The organism is Solidesulfovibrio alcoholivorans DSM 5433 (assembly GCF_000702665.1).
Lineage (GTDB): Bacteria > Desulfobacterota > Desulfovibrionia > Desulfovibrionales > Desulfovibrionaceae > Solidesulfovibrio > Solidesulfovibrio alcoholivorans.
Genome location: NZ_JNJA01000014.1, coordinates 15,063 through 36,509, shown reverse-complemented (window position 1 = coordinate 36,509; position 21,447 = coordinate 15,063). Strand labels below are relative to the sequence as shown.

Genomic DNA, 21,447 nt, shown 5'->3' with positions numbered 1-21,447 from the left:
CGCATTAAAACACTGTCGACTCTACGGAGTGCCGTGACAGCATGCCGAATGATGGATGTCTCGACAAGGAGGATTTCACAAGCATACGCGTTTCAAAGGCTGAAGGATGGGGAAGGTCCTGACGCGCGAGTCGCCGTTACCGATTTGTCGTCCGAGCACCATGATCATCCAACGATGCGTCGAACGAAAAGAAGCACGAGGAGCAATCGCATGTCCATCGGCAGCAGACCGATCTACAAGTCTCTCTACTTCTGGGTTATATTCGGTATTGTTCTCGGCGTCGTGCTGGGCCTTGTCCCGGCCACGAAATCCTTCGCCACAAGCATGCAGCCGTTCGGCACAGCGTTCATCCGCATGGTCAAGATGATCATCGCACCGATCATTTTCTGCACCGTGGTCACGGGCATCGCCAAGATGGGCGACATGGGCAAGGTCGGCCGCGTGGGCATCAAGTGCATGCTCTACTTCTGGACCATGACGCTCTTTGCCCTGGCCATCGGCATGGTGGTGGTCAACCTCTACAAGCCCGGTTCGGGCATGGACGACTACGCCGCCAAGATGCAGTCCAACGAAAAGGAAATCGCCAAGGTCGAGGACTTCGCCGGCAAGGCCAAGAAGATGTCCACCGTGGACTTCCTCATGAACATCGTGCCGACCTCGGTCGTGGACGCCTTTGCCAAGGGCGAAATCCTGCAGGTGCTCTTCTTCTCCATCCTCTTCGGCGTCGCGCTGGCGCAGCTTGGTGAAAAAGCGAAAAATTTCGTGAAGATCATCGACGAGTTCTCAAGAGGACTCTTTAAAGTCGTCCATTACATCATGTATTTCGCGCCGTTCGGCGCTTTCGGCGCCATGGCCTACGTGGTCGCCTCCCAGGGGGCGGAGGCGCTGTTCAAGCTGCTGTACCTCATGCTCGGCGTGTACACGACCTGCATCCTCTTCATTTTCGGCGTGCTCTTCGTGGTCTGCAAGCTGGCCGGTTTCTCGCTGTGGCGCTACCTCTGCTATATCAAGGAGGAAATCCTCCTCGTGCTCGGCACGTCCTCGTCCGAGGCGGCATTGCCGCGCATGATGGCCAAGCTCGAAATCGCCGGGGCCGACAAGTCCGTGGTGGGGCTGTGCCTGCCCATGGGCTATTCCTTCAACCTGGACGGCACCTGCATCTACCTGACCATGGCCGCAGTGTTTCTGGCCCAGGCCACCAACACGCCGCTCGACATCAGCCACCAGCTCTACCTGCTCTTCATTTTGCTTTTGACCTCCAAGGGTGCGGCCGCGGTCACGGGCGGCGGCTTCATCACGCTGGCCGCCACGCTGCAAACCGTGGGCACCATTCCCGTTGCTTCGCTCACGCTGCTCCTTGGCGTCGACCGTTTCATGTCCGAAGCCCGGGCCATCACCAACCTCATCGGCAACGGCATCGCCACCATCGTCGTTGCCAAGTGGGAAAACGCCCTGGACGAACGGAAGCTGGCTGCCGTGCTCGCCGGCCGCGACGACGAATACGCCGACGATCCCGAAGATGCCCTCATCGACGAGGAAGCCGCCGGCGACGCGAAATAGGACTATACCCCGAGGGTTGGCGGCACCTTGCGCCGGCCAGGAGAAAAGCCGTCACCCGACCCGGTTCGGGCGGCGGCTTTTTTTGTGCGCGGCGCATTGACAAAACCTTCCTCGCGAAGCATCCCTATCTGACAAGGCATGTTCTATCGCTTGCCCGGGGGAGGCGGGGCCATGACGCAAGCACGGGTGATGATCGTGGAAGACGAAGCCATTACGGCCATGGCCACCGGCGCGATGCTCAAGCGCCTGGGCCATGTGGTCACGGCTTCGGTCTCGTCCGGCGAGGCGGCGCTGGAGGCCTTTCGCCGCCAGACTCCCGATCTCGTGCTCATGGACATCCGCCTGGACGGCGAGCTGGACGGCATCGAAACCGCCCTGGTCATCCGGCGCGACAGCGATGTGCCGGTGGTCTTCGTCTCCGCCTACGTGGATGAGAAAACCCGCAGCCGCGCCGCCGCAACCCGTCCCTTTGCCTTCATTCCCAAGCCCCTCGACGAGTACGACCTGCACGCGCTCATGGACCGCCTCTCCGGAGCCGTCGCGCCTTGACCGGACCGGGCTTCGAGGCCTTTGGCCTGGACGGCGACTTCACCGCCGCCTATCTCGCCGCGCGGCGTGTGGCCGACATGGCCGCACGCGACCCAGCGAGCGTGTCCCTGGCCGCCGTGGACGCCCTGGCCGGGCTGCTTTCCCGCAACGACCACGCGCGCCAGACCCAGGCGCGCATCCTTTACCGCGATGCCGCCGGCGTACTGGTGGCGCTGCTCGCCCATGGCCCGGCCCCCCTGGCCGCGGCCTCGCGCGACGCCCTGTGCAAGGCCCTGGCCGTGCCGGGCAAGCCCCGGCTGGCCACGGCCGAAGCCGTGGGTGCGCTGCCGCTGCCGGGCGTGCGCGGGCCGCAATCCCCCGAGGCGACCGCCGAGGCCGCGCCCGCGACCTTCGCCATGCTGCTGGGCCGGGCCGGGGCCGCCCCCGACGCCCCGCCGCGCGTCGCCGGCAGGAGCCTCCTCGTCCCCGGTCGCGCCCCCGGGGAACTTGTGGTCATAAAGCGCCTGCGCCGCGGTGAGGATCCGCGCGGCCTGGCCCTGGAAGCGGCCTGGATGGAGCATTGCGCCGGATTGCCCTTTCCCGCGCCCTGCCATGTGCCGACGCCCTGCCGCGACGGTGCGGCGCGGCTCTTCGCCGTTGCCGACGCTCCCCACGCGCTGCCCGGCCTCGATCCCGAAGGCCGCTGCCTGGCCTACCGCGCGACGACCGACTATTTCCGCTATCCCAACGAGCCGGGCCGGCCCCTGGACGGCGAGGCGCTCGTCGCCGTCATGGCCCGGGCCGCATTGCTCCTCGGCTGGCTGGCCGGACGGGGCATCGTGCACGAGGCGGCCATTCCCCTTTTCCACAACCGGGTCCAGCGCGAACGGCGCGACGACGGCGGCGTCTACGACTGGCGCCTGCCCGGCCGTCTGGACCGCTGGCTGTACTCGGCGGCGCACCCCAATTTCGGCGCGTCGGGCCTGCGCGATTTCGAACACCTCGCCGCCGTTTCCCCCGGAACGACGGGCGGCGGCAGGCTCTACCGCCGCATGGGCGACCACGTGGTCAGCCTGCTGCTCGTGGCCGGCAGCGCTTTCCGCATGCGCGACCCGGCCCTCGTCGGCCGCGACGGGAAGGGCCATCCCGTGGACGCCCGCCATCTGTTCGATCCGCCGCTTCTCTCCCGCATCGTGGCCGCCGTATTCGCCGGCTACCACGAAGGCTTCGTCGGCGCGCCGCCCGCCGTCATGCCCCTGTGCCCCGAGGCGCTCGCCCGGCGCATGGTCGAAGAAATGGGCGTGGACCGCCACATGACCGAACTGCTGCGCGTGGCCGACCAGGAGGGCATGACCGACGCGGCCTTTGCGGCGTTTCTGACCTCGCGCGGCCTGTCCCCCGCAGCCGCCGCCCGCCACCGCCGCGGCGAAGCCGACGTGGCGCTCGAAACCGGGCCGCATCTCGGAGATTTCAACAACCGCACCAGCCTGCCGGAACTGAGCGAAGCCGCCGCGGCCATGGTCGCCGCCTGCCTCGCCGCCCGTCATGAGCGGGACAGGGGAGGGGGAGGGGAAGAAGGAGGGGAGAAGAGGAAGATGCCTCCGGCGGCCAGGAGGGGGTGACCCCCTCCTGGACCTCCTCGACGGGGGATGCGGGGAGACGGGGGCCGGGTGGAGGCGTGGGCGTGGGCGGGAATGCGTCGGCGAGGCCGGAATCGGGGCGGCGATGCCGTCGCTGCGCTCCTGGTTCGCCGTCCCGATTCCGGCCTCGCAGGCCCGTCGCCCCTGCGGGGCGAATTCAAAGGAATTTTTTTGGAAGCCTGTTGCAGGCAAAAGACCTTAAAAGACAGTTCTTCAAATGCGGCGCTTCCATCCGCTTCCCGTTCCCCCCGCTCAGGGGGGCCGGGGGGGATGATCCCCCCCGGCGGGGTTCGGGGCAGCGCCCCGATCTTCCCTCTCCTCCTACTGGCCGCGATTGCCGGTGCCGCAGCCGGAGCGCACGGACTTGCAGTAGGCGATGCAGGCCTTGTCGCCGCGGCATTGGGAAACGCACTGCTGGTATTGCTGGGCGCACATGGCCGGGGTTTCCGGGGCCGGGTTGCCCAGGCGCTGGAGCATTTGTTGTGTGACCTGGATGACGGGCACATTGGCGGCCTGGGCGGCGTAGCCGTCCTGGACCTGCATGACCGCGCTGCACGTCAGGTAGCATTGGGGCACCACGGCGTTGCAGACCACGCTCGGGTCGTGCCGGTCGCCGTAGGGCAGGGAGATCGCGGCGACGGCGGAACCGTCGGGCTTGACGCAATACAGCTGGGTTTGGGCCAGGGCGGCCGAAGCGGCGGCCAGGGCCAGGGTGAGGACAAGGGCGATGAACAGGGGACGTTTCATGTTTTCCCTCCTTGCGGGCAAAGGCTTCCGCTATGTCGTTTCCTACGGGAAGTCGTTGACGTTGTCATGAGGGAATCACAAAATCGGGAAAGCTTCCATGAAAAAGTCTTGTGGCGGAGCAGGCTCGGGCGTAGACGACCTTGGTTCGCAGGTGTCGGCGCGCGGGGAAACCGGTTGAAAATGGGCTAGGCCCGTTGACTTTTGCCGGGGTGCCGTGCTAGTCGATCGCGACTTGTGAAGTTGTGCACGAGCGCCCGCTCGTTTGGGTCCGGCCCAGGCGGGTCCGGGGACTGTCGCAGGACGGGAGGGACAGGGTGTTCGGCCGACTCATCAAGGATAAAAGCGTTCGCGAGTCCATCGCCTCGGCTTCGGTGGTGGGGCTCAATCTCGTGTCGGCCACGTTCGTCGGTCTTTTCATCGGCTGGTGGCTGGACAAATGGCTGGATACCAAGCCATGGCTTTTGCTTGCGTTTCTGATCCTGGGCATCGTCGCGGGATTCAAGAACGTGATTGTGGAAGTCAGGAAGATCCAGAAGGCCGACGCGGGCGAACAGGAAAAGCAGGGCGGGGATGATGAAAAATCTTAGGGACAAGCTGGATCGCTGGCTGCTGCGCCGGGGGTATGTCCACCCTGAGGTGCGGGAGCTTGTGCGCAACCAGCTGCTCCTGACCGCTTTGGTGCTCGTGGCCACCTTGCCGTTCGCGGGAGTGTCCGTGGCGGCTTGGTCGCTGGCCGCGGGCACGGTCATCATCTCGGCCAATTTCTGCTCCCTGGCCAAGTTCGGCCAGCGGATCACGGGATACGCAAACAGGCGCGAAGCCGTGGCGGCCGTGCTGGCTCGGTTCTATTTCCGGCTGGCCCTCTCGGGAGCGGCGCTTTTCGCCTGCATCGTATGGTTCGGGGCTGCGCCGTTGCCGCTTCTGGCCGGCATCACGACGGTGGTGGTTAACTTCCTCGTCTGGGGCGTGTGGCGCCATGCCGGCTCCAAGACGCACCAAACGCTTACGGGAAAGGAGGCATAGGACATGGCTGGTGGGTTGCCGCATCCGGTTCTTCTCGTCGACGAGGCCGCGAAGGCCGTTGGGCTCTACAAGCTCAACGACGCTTTCCACGCCCAGGTCATCGATTCCAACGTCATCTACGCCTGGTTCGCCATGATCCTGCTCATCATCCTGGGCATGCTGGCCACCCGCAAGCTCGAGATGGTTCCCGGCGGATTCCAGAATTTCTTCGAGGTCGTGGTCGGCGGTCTCGAATCCTTCGTCGTCGAGAACATCGGCGAGAAAGGCCGCAAGGTCTTCCCGTTCCTGTGCGGGTTGTTCCTGTTCATCATCACGGGCAACCTGATCGGCCTCGTGCCCGGCCTCGACTCCCCGACCAACAATGTGAACACCAACGCCGCCATGGCGCTGACCGTGTTCGTCTACTACAACTTCTGGGGCATCCGTATGTGGGGCCCGAGCTACATCAAACACTTCATGGGCCCGTTCTGGTGGCTCGTGCCGCTGATGCTGCCCATCGAAATCATTTCGCACCTGGCCCGGCCGCTCTCGCTCACGCTCCGTCTTTTCGGCAACGTGCGCGGTGAGGAAATCGTCCTGGTGCTCCTTTTTGCCCTGGCTCCTGTCGTCGGCACCTTCCCGATGTACTTCCTGTTCTCGCTGGCCGATTGCATCCAGGCCTTCGTGTTCTTCATGCTGGCCATGATCTACCTCAAGGGCTCGCTGGAACACGCCCACTAGAATTCCGGGGGAAATGGTCCTTAGGACCGTAACTTTAAACACCTGTTCTCAGGAGGATCGACATGCGTAAGGCTTTCATGACCATCTTCTCGACCGCCGCCCTGCTGGCCCTGGCCTCCGTCGCTTTCGCCGCCGACACCGCCGGCGCCATGGGCGCCATCGGCACCATCTCCTGGGCCACCGCCATCGGCATGGGCCTGGCCGCCGCCGGCTGCGGTCTTGGTCAGGGTCTGGGCCTCAAGGCCGCCTGCGAAGGCACCGCCCGCAACCCCGAGGCCGGTGGTAAAATCACCGTCACCCTGATCCTTGGTCTGGCCTTCATCGAATCCCTGGCCATTTACGCCCTGGTCGTCTGCCTGATCCTGCTCTTCGCCCACCCGTTCGCGAAGATCATCACCGGCTAAGTAACGACTCGTCCCGGAAAGGAGGCCGGGCCATGTTTCCGGCCTCCTTTCTTTTTGGAAGAACCCGCCTCACCAGCACGCACCAAAGGATGACGCCTTGAAGAGCGAGCACATCCCAAAGGCCACCATCAAGCGCCTGGCCATGTACGTGCAAGTGCTGGAAACCCTGAAGCGCGAAGGCTCCCAGGTCGTCTCCTCGGAACTCCTCGCACGGGCCTGCAGCGTCAATCCTTCCCAGATCCGGAAGGACCTTGCATACTTCGGCGAATTCGGCGTGCGCGGCGTAGGCTACCACGTCCAGGACCTCATCTACTCCATCAAGCACTCCCTCGGCGTCGATCGCGTCTGGAAATGCGCCCTCGTCGGCGTCGGCAACCTGGGCAAGGCCCTCCTGCGCCACCAGGACTTCAAATTTCGCGGCTTCGACATCGTCGGTGCCTTCGACTGCGACCCCTTCAAGATCGGCGAGGAAGTCTCCGGCCTCGAAGTCGTCTGTACCCGTCGTCTCAAGGACGCCGTCAAGGAACTCGGCATCGAAATCGGGCTCATCACCACGCCCGTCAACCGCGCCCAGCGCGCCGCCAATTTCCTCATCGAAGCCGGCGTCAAAGGCATCATCAACTACTCCCCGGCCATGCTCTCCGTGCCGAGCGACGTCTTCGTCGAATACGTCGACTTCTTTCACCACTTCTATTCCGTCGCCTTCTCCATTACCATCGACCGCAATCAGGACCGCCCCGGCGCAGACCCGTCCGACGACGACGCGTAGTCGAATCGCGGCGAGGCGAGGCGAGACGAGGCGAGGCGAAGTGAAGACGCCTCGGGCGGCCGGGGGGGATCATCCCCCCCGGACCCCCTGGACGGGGGAGCGGGAGGCGGGCGGAAGTGTCGGCGCGGGCGGGAGTCCGTCGGCGAGGCCGGAATCGGGAAGGCGATGCCGTCGCTGCGCTCCTGGCTCGCCTTCCCGATTCCGGCCTCGCAGGCCCGTCGCCCCTCCGGGGCGAGTTTGAAGGAATTTTACTGACCTTATTTCTTAAAATGCGGCGTTTCGCCGCTGGCGACCACATGGTCCGCCGCAACGCCGCCTGACGGTCCCGACGTTCCCCCGCACGTCCCCATCAAGGGGGTCCGGGGGGGGATTATCCCCCCCGGCCGCCGGAGGCATCTTTCCTATGCCCATACCCATACCTACACCCAACTCCCGCCCATCGTCCTCCCCTCATCCCTCTTCCTCCTCCCCCGCACCGCTGATCGCCTTGCTCACCGACTTCGGCCGTGCGGACCCGTACGTGGCGCAGATGCGTGCGGTGCTGCTGGCGGCCGCGCCCGGGGTGCCGCTGCTCGACGTCAGCCACGAGGTCGCGCCCGGGGATGTCTGGCAGGCGGGGTTTTTCCTGGCCGCGACATTGCCCTGGCTGCCGCCGGGTTCGGTGGTGTGCGCCGTGGTGGACCCGGGCGTCGGCACGCAGCGCCGGGTGTTGCTCGTGGAGACGGCGTCGCGGCGGATACTGGCTCCGGACAACGGCTTGCTGACGCTGGTGTTCGGGCGGGCGGAGGGGTGCCGCATCCTTGACGCCACGCCGCGGTACGTGCCGGCGAGCGCCACGTTTCATGGCCGCGACGTGTTCGCGCCTCTGGCCGCGCGGCTGGCTATGGGCGAGGAGGCGCGCGACGTGGCCACGGTGCTCGATGGCGTGGAGCCGTTCTTGCTCGAGGGGCTCGAGCCGGTGCGCGAAGGCGGGCGGGTGACTGCGCGGGTGCTTTCCGTGGACCGGTTCGGCAACTGCATTTTGAGTCTCGATCTCGGGCGATTCGGCGAGGTGCCGCAGGGGGTTGCGCTGGTTGCGCCCGTGGGGCAGGTTCTTGCGCCGTCGCGCACGTATGGCGAGATTCCGTCCGGCGCGGTGGGCATACTGGCCGGCAGCCAGGGCTATCTGGAACTGGCGGTCAATGGCGGCTCGGCGGCGGCACGACTGGGACTCGGCGTGCGCGACGCGGTGACGCTCGCCTGGCCATAGGGAGGAAGACGTTTGATTTTCCGTCATTATCTTGCCGCACTCGGGTTTCTCACGCGCATGGGGCCGGCTGTGCGCGACCCGGACATGGCGGCGTGCGTGCCGCTTTTCCCGGTGGTCGGCGCGACGCTGGGACTGGTGCTGGCCGCGCCGCTGGCGCTCGGGCTTTTCGCCGGGCATCCGTTGGCCGGCGGCTTCTACTACGGCTTGGCCAATGTCTGGCTGACGCGGGGGTTGCACTGCGACGGTTTTGCCGACGTGGCCGACGCCTGGGGCAGTTTCACGAGTGGGGAGCGGTTTTTCGCCATCATGAAGGACAGCCGCATCGGGGCGTTCGGCGGCATGGCGCTGGTTGCGGCCATGGGCGGCGCGTTTCTGCTCGGAGCGGAGCTGCTTGCCGCGGGCCGGGTGTGGACGCTGGCTTTCGCGCCTGTGTTCGGCCGGGCCGGAGCGGTGGCGCTCATGCGCGCCTGTCGCGATCTGGCGCGGCCCGGGCTCGGGTCGTTGTGCCTGCCCGGCGCGACCTGGGCCAATACGCTGGTCGCCTGCACCGTGGCGCTGGTGCTGGGTTTTTTCTGGGCCGGGGCGGCGACGACCGTAACCGCGTGCATTATCGGCTCGGTGGTCGTCTGGAAGCTCGCGCGGCTTGCGCGGCGAAACGGCGGCGTCAACGGCGATTTCCTGGGCGCGGCCATCGTCGGCTGCGAGCTGGCGGCGTTGACGGCCGGGTGCCTCTTCTGACGGACTGGCCCGGGAATTGCTGTTTACCGCCCGACCGACGGAAAACCGTCGCCACAGGGAGACCGACCGCGCATGGCCAAGCCGTTTCGCTTCAATCTCGAACGCATCCTGGACATCCGCACCCAGCTTGAGGAGCGGGCCAGGATGGAGCTTGGCAAGGCCATTGCCGCGCATCACGCCCAGGAGCGCGAAGTCCAGCGCCTTAGAAACGAACTGGCCGCGCGCGAGGCGTCCATGGCGCAGAAAAAGGACCCCACGCCCGGGGATTTCTGGCTGTGGCGGGCCTACCGCGAACGGCTGGTCTACGACATCGCCCAGGCGGAATTGAAGCTGGAAAAACTGGCCCAAGCCCGTGAGCGTTGCCGCGAGGCGGCCGTGGCCCGGTCCAAGGAACGCAAGCTCCTCGACAAACTCAAAACCAAGAAGGCGGCCCGCCATGTCATCGAACAAAACATCGCGGAACAAAACGAAAACGACGAAATGGCTTCGGTTCGTTACCAGCCGCCCGCGTATTAAGCTGTTTTCGGGGCTCCATTCGCGCTGGGACAGCCTGGCCGGGCGTATCGCGCCCCGGGCCACCAAGGTGCTGGGCGTTTTCGTCATGATCGCCGCGGTCAAGATCGGCATCCTCGTTTTCATGGGCCTGGACATGCTATTGCCCGAACCGCCGGTGCGGAACGTCGCGCAGGTTGCCGCCGCGCCGTCCGTGACCCTGCCCGTGGTCCTGCCCGGCCCGGCGACGGCCCTGGCCCAACAGGCTCCGGCCGCCGCGCCCGCCGCCGCTCCGGCCAAGGCCGCGCCCGTTGCGGCAACCCCCGACGCCCAGGCGCTGCTCAAACGCCAGGATGAGCTCGACCAGCGCGAACAGGCGCTCAAGGCCCTGGAAACCGACCTCAACACGCGCGTGGCCAAGCTCAAGGAGATGGAGACGAGCATCAAGCAGCTGTTGGAAGAAGCCAAGGGCGTCAAGGACCAGAAGCTCAAGCACCTGATCGACGTCTACTCCAACATGAACGCCAAGCAGGCGGCCAAGGTGCTGGAGACCCTCGACAACACCATCGCGGTCAAAATTCTGGCGGGCATGCGCGGGCGTCAGGCCGGCGACATCCTCAACAACATGGAAGCCAAGAAGGCGGCCGGGCTCACGGAAATGCTCACCAAGCTGCAACTGCCCACGACGGACAATCCCGCAGGGCCCAACGGGTAGCACCGGTTGCACTACGGCGAAGGCGCGGATAGAAGCAGCGCATGCCGCGCCTTCGCCTGACCCTTGCCTACGACGGCACGCAGTTCGCCGGCTGGCAGTTGCAGGCCCCGGGCGGCGGCCGCACGGTCCAGGGCTGCCTGGAAGAGGCTCTGGAACGGCTTTGCGGCGCACCCGTGCGCGTGCACGGGGCCGGGCGCACCGATTCCGGCGTCCACGCCATGGCCCAGGTGGCCCACTGCGACGTGCCCGAACACCGTGCCGCCATCCCCTGGCAGCGCGCGCTCAACGCCCTGCTCCCGGACGACGTGTCCGTCGTGGACGCCGCGCCGGTTGCCGACGATTTCCACGCCCGTTTTTCAGCCACGGGCAAAATCTACCGCTATACGCTCTGGATCGCGCCCGGGCATATCCTGCCCTGGCGGCGGGCCTATGTCTGGGACGTGGGGCGCTATTGCCCCCTCGACGTCGCGGCCATGGACGCCTGCGCCGCCTTGTTCGTCGGCTTTCACGACTTCGCCGCGTTCCAGAACGCCGGCTCTGCCGTGCGCACCACCGCGCGGCAGGTCCATGCCGTCTGCCGCATCCCGTCCGCGTCGCCCGGGGAGATGGTCTGGGAATTTCGCGCCGAAGGCTTTCTCAAGCAGATGGTGCGCAACCTGACCGGGGCGCTCGTGGCCGTGGGCAGCGGTAAAGTTTCCCCCGAGGACATCCGATCCGTATTGACGTCAGGGCAAAGAAGGCTCGCCCCGGGGACCGCGCCGGCACGGGGGCTGTGCCTCGTCGCCGTGGAGTACGGAAACGATGGCCGGGGGCGTAAGCGACATCTACTTCACCAGCTTGCGGCTGGCCAAGGGTGAATCCGTCGCGGAGGCTGCCGCGCCGGCGCGCCTGCGGCGTGCCGCTGCGACGATTTCCACAAGTGACACTTCCACCGGTCATGAGGCGGTTGTCAGCGCCCTGGCCGCCGGCCTGGACGCACGTCTGGCCCGCTTCGAGACGGCGCTGGCGCGCTTCGTCTGGCCTTCCGACACCTCGTCGCTTTTCAATGCCCGTCTGGCCCTGCGCGACGACGGCCTGACCGGTCGCCTGGGCGTCGCAACCGTCGATGCCGGCACGGCGGTCAATCCGAACAAGTTTTTCTCCACGGGCAAAAGCGGCCTCGCCGCCTCGGGAGTCGATGCCGGCACCTACCGCTTCCGCGTGCGGCAGGGCTCGGTCAGCGAGGATTTTTCCGTCACGGTCGGTGCGCACGACACCTGGCGCACGGTGCTCGGCAAGGTGGCCGACGCCGTAAACGGCTCGGAAGCGCTCAGCGTGCGCGCAACGGTCACGCGGCAGCAGCAGGCCTTCAGCCTGGACCCGTCGCTTGCCGCCACGGGCACGGTGCTCGCGCTCTCCGTCAACCGGGCGCACCTTGCGCAGGACGTGAGGCTCGCCGACGTCAAGGGCGATCTCCTGGAGACGCTCGATATGCGCGCTGCGGCGAACGTGGCCGCGCCGGCGGCGCAGGCCGTCTACGAAACGTCCGTGGACCGGCTGGCCCAGCCGGCCTTCGTCCATTCCTCGTCCTTCGATTCCGGCGCGGCCGCGACCCCGGACGTGGGCCTGCACCGCTTTTCCGTGGCCACAGGAACCGGCGCGCAGCACACGTCCTATGTGTCCACGGCCCTCGATCCCGATACGGCAACGACCCTTGCGCCGGGGAAATACACGTTTACCGCGAGCGTCGGCGACGCGTCGCGGGAGCTTGCTGTCACCGTGAAATCCGGCTGGACCTGGGGCAGCGTGCTCGCCGCGGTCAATGCCCAGCTCAACGGGCAGCCGACGGGCGTCTGGGCGGCGGACGGCCAGTCCACGGAACTCGTGGGCACGTCGGGCTTTTCCCTGCCGGGGCTTACGTCGTCGCTGCACGCCGTGACGCTGCCCACGGCGGACGGAAAGACCGTGTCCGCGCGCGAACTCGCCGTGACCACGGCCTCGGACTATACGGACCAGCCGCTGCGCCTTGCCGACGGTTCCGGCGGCCTGCTTGCGGCCCTGGGCCTGACCACGGCGTATACGGGGCGGGTCGTGTCCGTGCCCGTGGCCGCCGGCGACACCTGGGAGGACGTGCTCGGCACGGTGAAAAGCGAGACGGCGCTAACCACGGCGCGCGTTGCGGCAACGGCGCAGGAAGCCACCGTGCCGTCGTACGCCGTGGCCGGGGCGCGCCTGCCAACCCGGGACCTCGTCGCCTCGCTGACGCTGCTCAATCGCCGCCTGGGCGAATCCATGACGCTTACCGACGGCCCCTCGGGATTGCTCGAAGCCCTAGGCATGGACGTCGGCCTGCCCGGGCAGGACGGACAGATTACCGTCAACGGCAAGGCGCAGGCTTCGGAAAACGACGCCTACGGCCTGCAATCCGGCCGTGTGGCGCTATCGGCCCAGGCGGAAACGGGCGTGGCGCTGCCCCTTGCCGTCACCCGCTCCATGGACGCCGTGTCCTCGCGCCTCGATGCGGTGGTCGATGCCTACAACGACCTGCGCAAATACCTTGCCGCCAATGCCGACGTGTTTTCCGGGACGATAGCGGAAAGCCTCGCCCAACCCGTGATCGCGAACTGGGACGGGCTTGCCGCCATGGGTTTTGCTAAAATTGGCAAAGCGGATCTGCTCTGGGTGTCGTCGAGCGAATTCTGGCGGGCGTTTTACAACGAGGCCGACAGGACCGGGCAAACGCTCGCGGGCACGCCGGAAAGCCTCGTGCCGGCCTGGAAACGCACGGTGGCAAGCCTGCGCGCGGACGGGGCGTCGCAGTATCTTACGCCCGAGACGACGCACCTCGGCCGCGTCGCCGTGCGCCGCACGGCCGCGGACCTCGAACGCACGAACTGGCTGGTCGATGGCAGAGCGTAGGGGGAGGGGAGAATGCCTCCGGCGGCCAGGAGGGGCCGAGGGCCCCTCCTGGCCCACCCCGAAAGGGAAAGAGATAGAGGCGGGAGTTAGAAGCCGTTGTCGCGCAGGAAGTCTTCGGTGATGCGCGAGGTCTTGTCCTCGCCGGCCGCGCGCCAGGGGCCGAGCATGCGCAGCACATACTTGCCGAGCATGTCCGTCTCCATGTTGACCGTGAGGCCCGGCTTCCAGGAGCCGATGGTCGTGGCGCCCATGGTCGAAGGAATGATGTTGACCGTGAGATAGCCCTCGCCGCAGTCGTTGACCGTGAGGCTGATGCCGTCCAGGGCCACCGAGCCCTTGGGCACGACGTAGGCCGAGAATTCCTCCGGAAAGGTCAGGCGGAACCGCGTGGACTGGCCGTCGGGCACGGCGGATTCGATCACGGCCTGGCAGTCCACGTGCCCGGCGACCAGATGTCCGCCGAGCCGGTCGCCCAGGGCCAGGGCGCGTTCGAGGTTGACCGTGTCCCCGGGCCGCAGCGCTCCGAGTCCCGTCTTGGAAAGCGTCTCGGCCGAGGCGTAGGCCGTGAACTCGTTTTTGCCCGCCGTTTCCACGGTCAGGCAGGCGCCGTTTACGGCGATGGATTCTCCAAGGACAATTGTGTCGAGGTCGAAAAGCGTGCGGATGCGGAAGCGGGTCTCCCCGCCGCGCGCTTTCGCCTCCAGGATGCGGCCAAGTCCCATCACCAGTCCGGTAAACATCGTCGGGTCAATCCTTTTGCAGCTTGTCCGTCGGCGCGCCCTCGCGCCCGAGCAGATAGCGTTTCATGTCGAGCCCCGGACCGAATCCCGTAAGCGCGCCGTTTGCGCCCACGACCCGGTGGCAAGGGATGACGAGCGGAAAGGGGTTTTGCGCCATGATCCGGCCCACGGCCCGGGCCGCCTTGGGGCGTCCCGCCTTGGCCGCCAGCCAGCCGTAGCTGACCATCTGTCCCCGGGGCACGCGGGAAAGCGCGTCCAGCACCGTGCGGGCGAACTCCGACAGCCCTTGCCAGCGGTAGGGGAGATCGGGCCAGCGCGGTTCCTCGCCCGCGACGTAGCGTTCGAGCGCCGCCTGCATCGCCTCGCCGTCTTCCGTGGCCAGGGTGCGGGTTTTCCCCTTGGACCAGGTTAAGGACATGTTCGCGACTTCCCCGTCCCGCCACTGAATGGTCAGGGCCAGGGGACCGGCCAGACAGGTTTCGGTCGCGTGGGTCATGTCGGCCTCCGGTGCCGCCGTTGCGGTTGCGACAGGCAGCTGGATACAGCTTACGCGACTTCGTCCCGGCGCGCCAGGGAGGGAACGGTCCCCTTCGCTCAGGAAAGCCCGTCAGGGGCCAACCGGCAACCCTGGCGGAGGTCCTCGGCATCGAGGCGCGCGCGGATGTCGCGCAAAAGCCCCTGCTTGTCCGCGGCCCAGGCCGGGGCCACGAGTTCGCCAGGGGCCGGGTCGGCGTTCAGGCGTTCCACGGCGATGCCCGGCCGCAGCCGGGCGATGCCCTGGCACACGGCCGCGATGAAGTCTTCGCGCGCCATGGGGACATAGTCGCCAGTGCCATAAAGGGCCGCCAGCGGCGCGCCGGCCACGACCAGCGTATTGTGGAATTTGACGCCGGTCACGGGCAGGGCGCTGACGAAATCGACGCTGGTCAGGAAATCTTCCACGCCCTCGCCGGGCAGCCCGGCCATGAGGTGGGCCGTGACGCGGATGCCCGCGGCGGCGGCGGCCTGCGCGGCCCGGGCGAAACATGCGGCGTCGTGGCCGCGGTGGATGCGGGCAAGCGTGGCGTCGCAGGCCGATTGCAGCCCGAGGTCGAGCTGCACGTGGGCCACGGGCGCGGTGGCGAGCAGGGCGATTTTTTCCGCGTCCAGACAGTCCGGCCGCGTGCCGAGGCAGATGCCGGCGACGTCCGGCAAGGCGGCGAGCTCCGCCAGAAGCCCGGCAAGGCGCGCAGGCGGCCCGTACGTGTTGGAAAAGGACTGGAGATAGGCCACAAGGGCTTCGCCGCGCGCACGCGCAGGGGCGGCCAGCCGGTCCCATTGCGCCCGCAGGCCGAAGCCCTTATGGTACAGGCCCGTCCCCGATCCGGCCGCGTTGCAAAAGGCGCAGCCCCCCCTGGACAGCGTGCCGTCCCGGTTGGGACAGGCGCTGCCCGCATCCAGGGGAATCTTTTTGGCGCGGCATCCGAAACGCTTTCGGTAGGCGGCGGCGAGTGTCAGGTAGCGCGCATTCATGGCGTCGCGGCGGGGGGCGAAATCAACCGTTGACAACACGGGGCGAATCGGCAAACACAACGCGTTTGCGAGATCAAGTTGGCCGAGTTTGCGGCAAGCGAGGCGGTATGTCCAGGATTTTGGATAGGATTTTGGGCCTTTTCTCCAACGATCTGGCCATCGACCTGGGGACGGCGAACACGCTGGTATTCGTCAAGGGCAAGGGCATCGTCCTGTCCGAGCCATCGGTCGTTGCGGTGAAAAAGGACCCCCGGGGGGGCAACAAGGTGCTGTCCGTGGGGCTCGAGGCCAAGCGGATGCTCGGGCGCACCCCGGGCAACATCGTGGCGATTCGGCCCATGAAGGACGGCGTCATCGCCGACTTCGAGGTGACCGAGGCCATGCTGCGCCATTTCATCTCCAAGGTGCATAATTCCCGGCGCCTGGTGCGGCCCCGCATCATCATCTGCGTGCCCACGGGCATCACGCAGGTGGAAAAGCGCGCGGTCAAGGAATCGGCGGAAAGCGCCGGCGCGCGCGAGGTCTACCTCATCGAGGAGCCCATGGCCGCGGCCATCGGCGCGAACCTCCCCATCACCGAGCCCACCTCCAACATGGTGGTGGACATCGGCGGCGGCACGACCGAAGTGGCCGTCATTTCCCTTTCCGGCGTGGTCTACTCCAAGTCCGTGCGCGTGGGCGGCGACAAGATGGACGAAGCCATCATGCAGTACGTCAAGCGCAAGTACAACATGCTCATCGGCGAATCCACGGCGGAGCAGATCAAGATCCAGGTCGGCTCGGCCCACCATTCGACCAGCCAGGGTGAAATGGAAGTCAAGGGCCGCGACCTCGTCACGGGCATTCCCCAGAACATCACCATCAGCGCCGAGGAAGTGCAGAAGTCCATATCCGAGCAGGTGGAGAGCATCGTGCAGGCGGTGCGCATCGCCCTGGAGCAGACCCCCCCGGAACTGGCCGCGGACATCGTGGACCGGGGCATCGTGCTCACGGGCGGCGGCGCGCTTTTGCGCGGGCTCGACCAGCTCCTTCGCGAGGAAACCTCGCTGCCCATCACCGTCGTCGAGGACCCCTTGTCGACGGTTGTCCTCGGGTCCGGCAGGGCCCTGGACAACCTGGACGTGCTGAAGGAGGTCACGATAGATTAAACCGTCCCCCCAGCGGATCGCGATAGGCCTGCTCGTCGTCCTCTTCCTTTATCTCGGCCTTTTTACCTGGAACATCCGGACAGGCTACGTCGATACGCTGGCGAGCCATACCGGGTTGGAATTCGCCAGGTGGGCGCTTGCGCCGGGGAGATGGGTGAGCGAGCAGACGTCGTCGTTCTGGAACCGCTATCTGTATTTCGTGGGCATCCGGGAGCAAAACGACGTGCTGCGTCGGGAGCTCGCCTCCGCGAAAGACGAACTGTCCCAGCTTCGCGAGAACGCCGCGGAGGTGGAACGGCTGCGCCGGCTGCTTTCCATCGTCCCGCCGGACGAATGGACGCGCCAGGGGACGCGGGTTATTTCCCACCGCCTGGGCCCCAACGCCGCGCTGGAGACCTTCGTCATCGACAAGGGCAGCGCCTCGGGCGTGTCCACCAACACCCCGGTCGTCTCTCCCGACGGCGTGGTCGGCCGGGTGCTGCGCTATTCCCCGAGCGCGGCCACGGTCCTGCTCATCACCGACCCCAATAGCCGCATCCCCGTGATTTCGCAAAAAAACAGGGCGCAGGGCATCCTCAAGGGCGAAGGCCCGGACCGCGAGCTCTCCCTGCAATACGTGCCCCAGGGCGTACCCGTGGAGGAGGGGGAGATCCTCGTCACCTCCGGCCTCGAGGAGATTTTTCCCAAGGGCCTGCCCGTGGCCCGGGTCACGTCCGTGGGCCGCTCGGGCTCGTCGCTGTTTCAGGTCGTCCATGCCGCGCCGCTTTTCGGCTCCATGCGCCTGGAGGAAGTGGCCCTGCTTTTCAAGGGCACGCCTGCGCCGCTGCCCCAGCCCGGCGCGGACGGCACTCCCGAACCGGCCAGCGCCCCGGGCAAGCCCGGCAAATTTCCCAAGACCCCGGCGGCCATGGCCCCGCCCCAGCGCCCGGCCCCGCCCGCGCCGGCCCCGGCCGTGACCGCGCCCCCGGCGGTCCAGCCCGCGCCGGCCCCGAAAAAGCGCGAAGCCGTGAGTGCGGGGCAAAAGCGCGAAGCGCCCCCCGCCGACGGGACGGAGCGGAAGAAAAGCCGCAAACGTCCCCGCCCCGAGGCACAATGAAGCCGGCCCGCATCACCTTCTGGGCGGTCTTCACCCTGTGCGGCCTGTGGCTCCAAAACGTCATGCCGGGGGTGGACTTCCTGGCGCCCGGCCTTATCCTCGCCATGCAGGAAGAGAAATGGACCGTGCCCCTGTGGCTGGGCGTGCTCTGGCTTTTTCTCCAGGAGGGTACGGGCAGTCTGCCGTTCGGGGCGAGCCTGCTGTGGTACGGGACGTTGGCCGGGCTGTATTTCTTCGGCCACTGCCTGTTCGAGGCGCGCAACTTCCTGTTCGTGTTCATCCTCGGCGCGAGCCTCGGGGCGATGCATTTCCTGCTCATCGGTGTGATGGTCCTGCTCCAGGACCAGACCGTGCCGGTCGAGCGGCTGCTGACGGAGAGCGCCTTGCAAGCCTTGATTTTCCCGGTGGAATGGGGTGTCGTCTATCTCATCCACCACTACCTGCCGGACAGCGCACATGCGGCTTGAAACCGAAACCCCGCAACAACACGCCCCCCGTTCCGGGCTCATCCTGCTCCAGGTGCTGGTGCTCGGGCTTTTCTGCCTGTTCACCCTGCGCCTGTGGTATCTGCAGGTGCACAAAGGGGGCAAGTTCGCGGAAATGGCCCGGGACAACCAGTTGCGCCAGGTGCGCATCAATTCCGCCCGGGGCCGCATCGTGGACGTCAACGGCGTGCCCCTGGCCGTGTCCGAGCCCTCCTTCGCCCTGGGCCTCGTGCGCGAGGACTGCGCCGACGTGGACGCCACCCTGGCCAAGGTCTCGGAGTGGACCGGCGTGGACAAGGCGCAGTTGCTCGAGACGTTTCGCCGCGGCAAGAAGCGGGTCAAACCCTTCGAGCCGCTCACGCTCATCACCGACCTCTCCTACGAGGCCCTGGCCCACATCGAGGCCAACGCCATGCTCTACCCGGGCCTCGAGATCGTCATCCGCCAGAAGCGTTTCTATCCCACCGGTCCGCTCATGGCCCACGTGCTCGGCTACGTGGCCGAGGCCAACGAGGAGGAGCTGGAAAAGCGCCCGGACCTCTCCCTTGGCGACTCCGTGGGCAAGCAGGGCCTGGAGTACACTCTGGAGGACGAATTGCGCGGGTCCAAGGGCCGCAAGCAGGTCGAGGTGGACGCCTTCGGCCGCCAGCACAACGAACAGATCCTGGAACCGCCGCAGGCCGGCAGCGACGTGCGCCTGGCCATCGACATCAACCTCCAGCGCGAGTGCGCCAAGCTCCTCGAAGGCCAGGCCGGGGCCATCATCGTCATGGAGCCCGACACGGGCAAGATACGGGCCATGGTCAGCGAACCGAGCTACGACAACAACATGTTCGTGCTCGGCGTGCCGGTCGACAAGTGGAAGGAACTGCGCGACAACCCGCGCCATCCCATCCAGAACCGCGTCACCCAGGGCGTGTATCCGCCCGGGTCGGTGTTCAAGCTGCTCATGGCCGCGGCCGGGCTTTCCGGCAACTTCATCAAACCGGGCGACGTCGTGAGCTGCCCGCCGGCGTACAAGGTCGGCAACCGGGAATTCCACGACTGGAAGAAGTCCGGGTTCGGCGCGCTGGCCATGAAAGACGCCCTGGTGCACTCCTGCGACGTGTATTTCTACAAGCTCGGCGACAAGATGGGCATTGACAACCTCCACGAGTACGCCCTGGCCAGCGGTTTCGGCGCGCGCACGGGCATCGACCTTCCCCACGAGAAGGCCGGGCTCATCCCGTCCAAGGAATGGAAGCGCAAGCGTTTCGGCGCGGCCTGGTCCCGGGGCGAGACCGTCATCGCCTCCATCGGCCAGGGCTACGTGCTCACTTCGCCGTTGCAGGTCGCGCGCTATCTCTCGGCCCTGGTCGGCGACGGCAAGCTGCGCAAGCCGGAGTTGGTGGAAACCGAGGAGCCCAAGGTGGACGCCTTGCTGCCGCTCAAGGAGGGCGACCGCCAGTTCATCCTCGACGCCATGGTCGCCACGGTCGAGCGCGGCACGGGCAAGTCGCTCTACCGTTCCGACGTGGTGACCGGCGCCAAGACCGGCACGGCGCAGGTGGTCAAGCTCATCAACCCCGACGTGCGCATCAAGGGCAAGTTCATGCCCTACGAGCAGCGCGACCACGCCTGGATGGCGAGCTGGGGCAAGAAGGACGGCAAGACGTACGTCGTGGTCTGCATCGTGGAGCACGGCGGCGGCCACGGCGGCGAGATCTGCGGCCCCATCGAGCGCAAGATCTTCGAGCAGCTGTTCGGACCGGCCCCGGCCAGATCCCGCGCCGCCGCGCCGGCCCCGGAGGCCCAGCCGGCAGCCGCCGAACCCGGCGACGTGGGCGATTAGCCGCCTTTTTCAGGAAGACCCATGCCGTTCGACAGACGACTCATCTTTTGCATCAACTGGCCGCTTCTGGGGCTGACCGCGCTGCTCTTCGGCGTGGGTGTGCTCAACCTCTATTCGGCCAGCGGTTTCCGCATGGGTGACGAGCTGTCGCTCCAGCCCTTCTACAACAAGCAGCTTATCTGGGGTCTCGGAGGGCTGTGCTGCATGGTCGGCATGGTGCTGTTCGACTACCGGCACCTTGGCACCATCGCCTGGCCCCTGGCCCTCTCCGTGGCCGTGCTTTTGGCCATGGTGCTCATCTTCGGCAAGACCGTGTCCGGGGCCAAGCGCTGGCTGCCGATCGGCGGCTACGCCTTCCAGCCGAGCGAGCTGGCCAAGATTGCCATGCTCCTGCTGGCGGCCAAGCTGCTTTCCAAACGCTCCGAGCGCCTGGGCTGGCTGGAGCTGGCCGGCATTCTGGCCGCGTCGCTGCCGATTGCCGGGCTCATCATCGTCGAGCCCGACCTCGGCACGGGCCTCAACGTCCTGCTGCTGGTGTGCGGCCTGATCCTCTACCGCGGCCTGACCGGGCCGGTGTTCAAGACCCTGGCCATAGCCGGGCCGATCCTCATCCCCTGCGGCTGGTTCTTCCTCAAGCCCTACCAGAAGGGCCGCATCCTGACGCTGTTCGATCCCGAGCGCGACCCGCTCGGCGCGGGCTACCACATCATCCAGTCCCAGATCGCCATCGGCTCGGGACAGATGTGGGGCAAGGGCTTTCTGGAAGGTACGCAGAGCCAGTTGCGCTACCTGCCGGAAAAACACACGGACTTCGCCGTGGCCGTCTTCGCCGAGGAATGGGGTTTTATCGGCGGCATTGTCTTGCTCACGCTTTTCTGCCTGTTTTTGCTTCAGTTCTACATGACGGCCAGGAACGCGAAAGACCGTTTCGGCAGCTATCTCGCAGCCGGGGTCTTTTTCTATTTCTTCTGGCAAATCCTCATCAACATGGGTATGGTGCTCGGCATCATGCCGGTCGTTGGCATCCCCCTGCCGTTCATCAGTTACGGGGGAAGCGCCACCATCGTGAACTTCACCCTCGTGGGCATCGTCGTCAACGTCTCCATGCGGCGTTTTCTTTTCAAGAAAAGCTAGCACGGGAGGGGTCCGGCA

At 66.5% G+C, this 21,447-nt stretch carries 22 protein-coding genes and 1 pseudogene; 19 read left to right on the top strand and 4 right to left on the bottom strand.

Annotated features, from left to right (window positions below; translation table 11 throughout):
* Positions 1 to 210: 210 nt before the first annotated feature.
* The 3 genes from dctA (at position 211) to Q368_RS0118355 (ending at position 3,710) form a co-directional block, all read left to right on the top strand.
* Positions 211 to 1,560 carry a C4-dicarboxylate transporter DctA gene (gene dctA, locus Q368_RS0118365; RefSeq protein WP_029460509.1) on the top strand — a complete coding sequence of 450 codons (1,350 nt, stop codon included), beginning with the start codon at positions 211 to 213 and terminating at the stop codon, positions 1,558 to 1,560.
* 171 nt (positions 1,561 to 1,731) lie between these two features.
* On the top strand, positions 1,732 to 2,109 hold the full coding sequence (locus tag Q368_RS0118360; protein WP_029460508.1) for a response regulator: 378 nt from the start codon (positions 1,732 to 1,734) through the stop codon (positions 2,107 to 2,109).
* Positions 2,106 to 3,710, top strand: coding sequence for a SidJ-related pseudokinase (locus tag Q368_RS0118355; protein WP_029460507.1), 1,605 nt, complete (start codon positions 2,106 to 2,108; stop codon positions 3,708 to 3,710). The genes Q368_RS0118360 and Q368_RS0118355 overlap by 4 nt, the downstream gene beginning before the upstream one ends.
* 339 nt (positions 3,711 to 4,049) lie before the next feature.
* Here Q368_RS0118355 and Q368_RS0118350 read toward each other — a convergent pair whose 3' ends face one another.
* Positions 4,050 to 4,475, bottom strand: coding sequence for a hypothetical protein (locus Q368_RS0118350; protein WP_029460506.1), 426 nt, complete (start codon positions 4,473 to 4,475; stop codon positions 4,050 to 4,052).
* 314 nt (positions 4,476 to 4,789) lie between these two features.
* Here Q368_RS0118350 and Q368_RS0118345 point away from each other — a divergent pair, with 314 nt between their 5' ends.
* The 11 genes and pseudogenes from Q368_RS0118345 (at position 4,790) to Q368_RS0118295 (ending at position 13,483) form a co-directional block, all read left to right on the top strand.
* Positions 4,790 to 5,062: an AtpZ/AtpI family protein gene (locus tag Q368_RS0118345; RefSeq protein ID WP_029460505.1), complete on the top strand. Its 273-nt coding sequence runs from the start codon at positions 4,790 to 4,792 to the stop codon at positions 5,060 to 5,062.
* Complete coding sequence (locus tag Q368_RS0118340; RefSeq protein ID WP_029460504.1) at positions 5,046 to 5,498, top strand: ATP synthase subunit I; 453 nt, start codon at positions 5,046 to 5,048, stop codon at positions 5,496 to 5,498. Before Q368_RS0118345 ends, Q368_RS0118340 begins: the two co-directional genes overlap by 17 nt.
* 3 nt (positions 5,499 to 5,501) lie before the next feature.
* Complete coding sequence (gene atpB / locus Q368_RS0118335; protein ID WP_029460503.1) at positions 5,502 to 6,218, top strand: F0F1 ATP synthase subunit A; 717 nt, start codon at positions 5,502 to 5,504, stop codon at positions 6,216 to 6,218.
* Positions 6,219 to 6,280: 62 nt separating this feature from the next.
* The gene (atpE, locus tag Q368_RS0118330; protein ID WP_029460502.1) at positions 6,281 to 6,622 is read left to right on the top strand and encodes an ATP synthase F0 subunit C; all 342 of its coding nucleotides are present in this window, start codon (positions 6,281 to 6,283) and stop codon (positions 6,620 to 6,622) included.
* An 88-nt stretch (positions 6,623 to 6,710) separates the two neighbouring features.
* Positions 6,711 to 7,391 (top strand): annotated as a pseudogene (locus tag Q368_RS0118325) (redox-sensing transcriptional repressor Rex); the annotation flags it as partial.
* A gap of 487 nt (positions 7,392 to 7,878) precedes the next feature.
* The gene (locus Q368_RS0118320; RefSeq protein ID WP_342665715.1) at positions 7,879 to 8,640 is read left to right on the top strand and encodes an SAM hydrolase/SAM-dependent halogenase family protein; all 762 of its coding nucleotides are present in this window, start codon (positions 7,879 to 7,881) and stop codon (positions 8,638 to 8,640) included.
* A gap of 57 nt (positions 8,641 to 8,697) precedes the next feature.
* Positions 8,698 to 9,378 (top strand): adenosylcobinamide-GDP ribazoletransferase, encoded by a 681-nt coding sequence (locus tag Q368_RS0118315; RefSeq protein WP_052360287.1) that lies wholly within the window; start codon positions 8,698 to 8,700, stop codon positions 9,376 to 9,378.
* Positions 9,379 to 9,450: 72 nt separating this feature from the next.
* Entirely contained in the window at positions 9,451 to 9,894 is a 444-nt protein-coding gene (gene fliJ, locus Q368_RS0118310) for a flagellar export protein FliJ (protein WP_029460498.1), read from the top strand.
* A gap of 67 nt (positions 9,895 to 9,961) precedes the next feature.
* Entirely contained in the window at positions 9,962 to 10,585 is a 624-nt protein-coding gene (locus tag Q368_RS0118305) for a MotE family protein (RefSeq protein ID WP_245611394.1), read from the top strand.
* A gap of 41 nt (positions 10,586 to 10,626) precedes the next feature.
* Positions 10,627 to 11,442 (top strand): tRNA pseudouridine(38-40) synthase TruA, encoded by an 816-nt coding sequence (gene truA, locus Q368_RS0118300; protein ID WP_029460496.1) that lies wholly within the window; start codon positions 10,627 to 10,629, stop codon positions 11,440 to 11,442.
* Positions 11,387 to 13,483 carry a hypothetical protein gene (locus tag Q368_RS0118295; RefSeq protein ID WP_029460495.1) on the top strand — a complete coding sequence of 699 codons (2,097 nt, stop codon included), beginning with the start codon at positions 11,387 to 11,389 and terminating at the stop codon, positions 13,481 to 13,483. Before truA ends, Q368_RS0118295 begins: the two co-directional genes overlap by 56 nt.
* Positions 13,484 to 13,569: 86 nt before the next feature.
* Here Q368_RS0118295 and Q368_RS0118290 read toward each other — a convergent pair whose 3' ends face one another.
* From Q368_RS0118290 to mnmL, 3 genes are all read right to left on the bottom strand, one after another.
* Positions 13,570 to 14,223 carry a riboflavin synthase gene (locus tag Q368_RS0118290; protein WP_029460494.1) on the bottom strand — a complete coding sequence of 218 codons (654 nt, stop codon included), beginning with the start codon at positions 14,221 to 14,223 and terminating at the stop codon, positions 13,570 to 13,572.
* 7 nt (positions 14,224 to 14,230) lie between these two features.
* Positions 14,231 to 14,719, bottom strand: coding sequence for a methylated-DNA--[protein]-cysteine S-methyltransferase (locus Q368_RS0118285; RefSeq protein WP_029460493.1), 489 nt, complete (start codon positions 14,717 to 14,719; stop codon positions 14,231 to 14,233).
* Positions 14,720 to 14,817: 98 nt separating this feature from the next.
* Positions 14,818 to 15,735 (bottom strand): tRNA modification radical SAM protein MnmL/YtqA, encoded by a 918-nt coding sequence (gene mnmL, locus Q368_RS0118280; RefSeq protein WP_029460492.1) that lies wholly within the window; start codon positions 15,733 to 15,735, stop codon positions 14,818 to 14,820.
* A 107-nt stretch (positions 15,736 to 15,842) separates the two neighbouring features.
* Here mnmL and Q368_RS0118275 point away from each other — a divergent pair, with 107 nt between their 5' ends.
* The 5 genes from Q368_RS0118275 to rodA all read left to right on the top strand — a co-directional run bounded on the left by Q368_RS0118275 (position 15,843) and on the right by rodA (position 21,429).
* Positions 15,843 to 16,883 carry a rod shape-determining protein gene (locus Q368_RS0118275; RefSeq protein ID WP_029460491.1) on the top strand — a complete coding sequence of 347 codons (1,041 nt, stop codon included), beginning with the start codon at positions 15,843 to 15,845 and terminating at the stop codon, positions 16,881 to 16,883.
* A 154-nt stretch (positions 16,884 to 17,037) separates the two neighbouring features.
* Positions 17,038 to 17,979 (top strand): rod shape-determining protein MreC, encoded by a 942-nt coding sequence (gene mreC / locus Q368_RS0118270; protein WP_245611393.1) that lies wholly within the window; start codon positions 17,038 to 17,040, stop codon positions 17,977 to 17,979.
* The gene (locus tag Q368_RS0118265; RefSeq protein ID WP_029460489.1) at positions 17,976 to 18,446 is read left to right on the top strand and encodes a hypothetical protein; all 471 of its coding nucleotides are present in this window, start codon (positions 17,976 to 17,978) and stop codon (positions 18,444 to 18,446) included. Before mreC ends, Q368_RS0118265 begins: the two co-directional genes overlap by 4 nt.
* Positions 18,436 to 20,295, top strand: a complete 1,860-nt coding sequence (mrdA, locus tag Q368_RS0118260) for a penicillin-binding protein 2 (RefSeq protein WP_029460488.1) — start codon at positions 18,436 to 18,438, stop codon at positions 20,293 to 20,295. Before Q368_RS0118265 ends, mrdA begins: the two co-directional genes overlap by 11 nt.
* A gap of 21 nt (positions 20,296 to 20,316) precedes the next feature.
* Positions 20,317 to 21,429, top strand: coding sequence for a rod shape-determining protein RodA (gene rodA / locus Q368_RS0118255; RefSeq protein ID WP_029460487.1), 1,113 nt, complete (start codon positions 20,317 to 20,319; stop codon positions 21,427 to 21,429).
* The last annotated feature ends 18 nt before the right edge of the window (positions 21,430 to 21,447 follow it).

Coding starts and splice junctions, on each gene's coding strand:
- dctA (WP_029460509.1), top strand. CDS start 211: ATGTCCATCGGCAGCAGACCGATCTACAAGTCTCTCTACTTCTGGGTT.
- Q368_RS0118360 (WP_029460508.1), top strand. CDS start 1,732: ATGACGCAAGCACGGGTGATGATCGTGGAAGACGAAGCCATTACGGCC.
- Q368_RS0118350 (WP_029460506.1), bottom strand. CDS start 4,475: ATGAAACGTCCCCTGTTCATCGCCCTTGTCCTCACCCTGGCCCTGGCC.
- Q368_RS0118340 (WP_029460504.1), top strand. CDS start 5,046: ATGATGAAAAATCTTAGGGACAAGCTGGATCGCTGGCTGCTGCGCCGG.
- atpB (WP_029460503.1), top strand. CDS start 5,502: ATGGCTGGTGGGTTGCCGCATCCGGTTCTTCTCGTCGACGAGGCCGCG.
- atpE (WP_029460502.1), top strand. CDS start 6,281: ATGCGTAAGGCTTTCATGACCATCTTCTCGACCGCCGCCCTGCTGGCC.
- Q368_RS0118315 (WP_052360287.1), top strand. CDS start 8,698: ATGGGGCCGGCTGTGCGCGACCCGGACATGGCGGCGTGCGTGCCGCTT.
- fliJ (WP_029460498.1), top strand. CDS start 9,451: ATGGCCAAGCCGTTTCGCTTCAATCTCGAACGCATCCTGGACATCCGC.
- truA (WP_029460496.1), top strand. CDS start 10,627: ATGCCGCGCCTTCGCCTGACCCTTGCCTACGACGGCACGCAGTTCGCC.
- Q368_RS0118295 (WP_029460495.1), top strand. CDS start 11,387: ATGGCCGGGGGCGTAAGCGACATCTACTTCACCAGCTTGCGGCTGGCC.
- Q368_RS0118290 (WP_029460494.1), bottom strand. CDS start 14,223: ATGTTTACCGGACTGGTGATGGGACTTGGCCGCATCCTGGAGGCGAAA.
- Q368_RS0118285 (WP_029460493.1), bottom strand. CDS start 14,719: ATGACCCACGCGACCGAAACCTGTCTGGCCGGTCCCCTGGCCCTGACC.
- mnmL (WP_029460492.1), bottom strand. CDS start 15,735: ATGAATGCGCGCTACCTGACACTCGCCGCCGCCTACCGAAAGCGTTTC.
- Q368_RS0118275 (WP_029460491.1), top strand. CDS start 15,843: ATGTCCAGGATTTTGGATAGGATTTTGGGCCTTTTCTCCAACGATCTG.
- Q368_RS0118265 (WP_029460489.1), top strand. CDS start 17,976: ATGAAGCCGGCCCGCATCACCTTCTGGGCGGTCTTCACCCTGTGCGGC.
- mrdA (WP_029460488.1), top strand. CDS start 18,436: ATGCGGCTTGAAACCGAAACCCCGCAACAACACGCCCCCCGTTCCGGG.
- rodA (WP_029460487.1), top strand. CDS start 20,317: ATGCCGTTCGACAGACGACTCATCTTTTGCATCAACTGGCCGCTTCTG.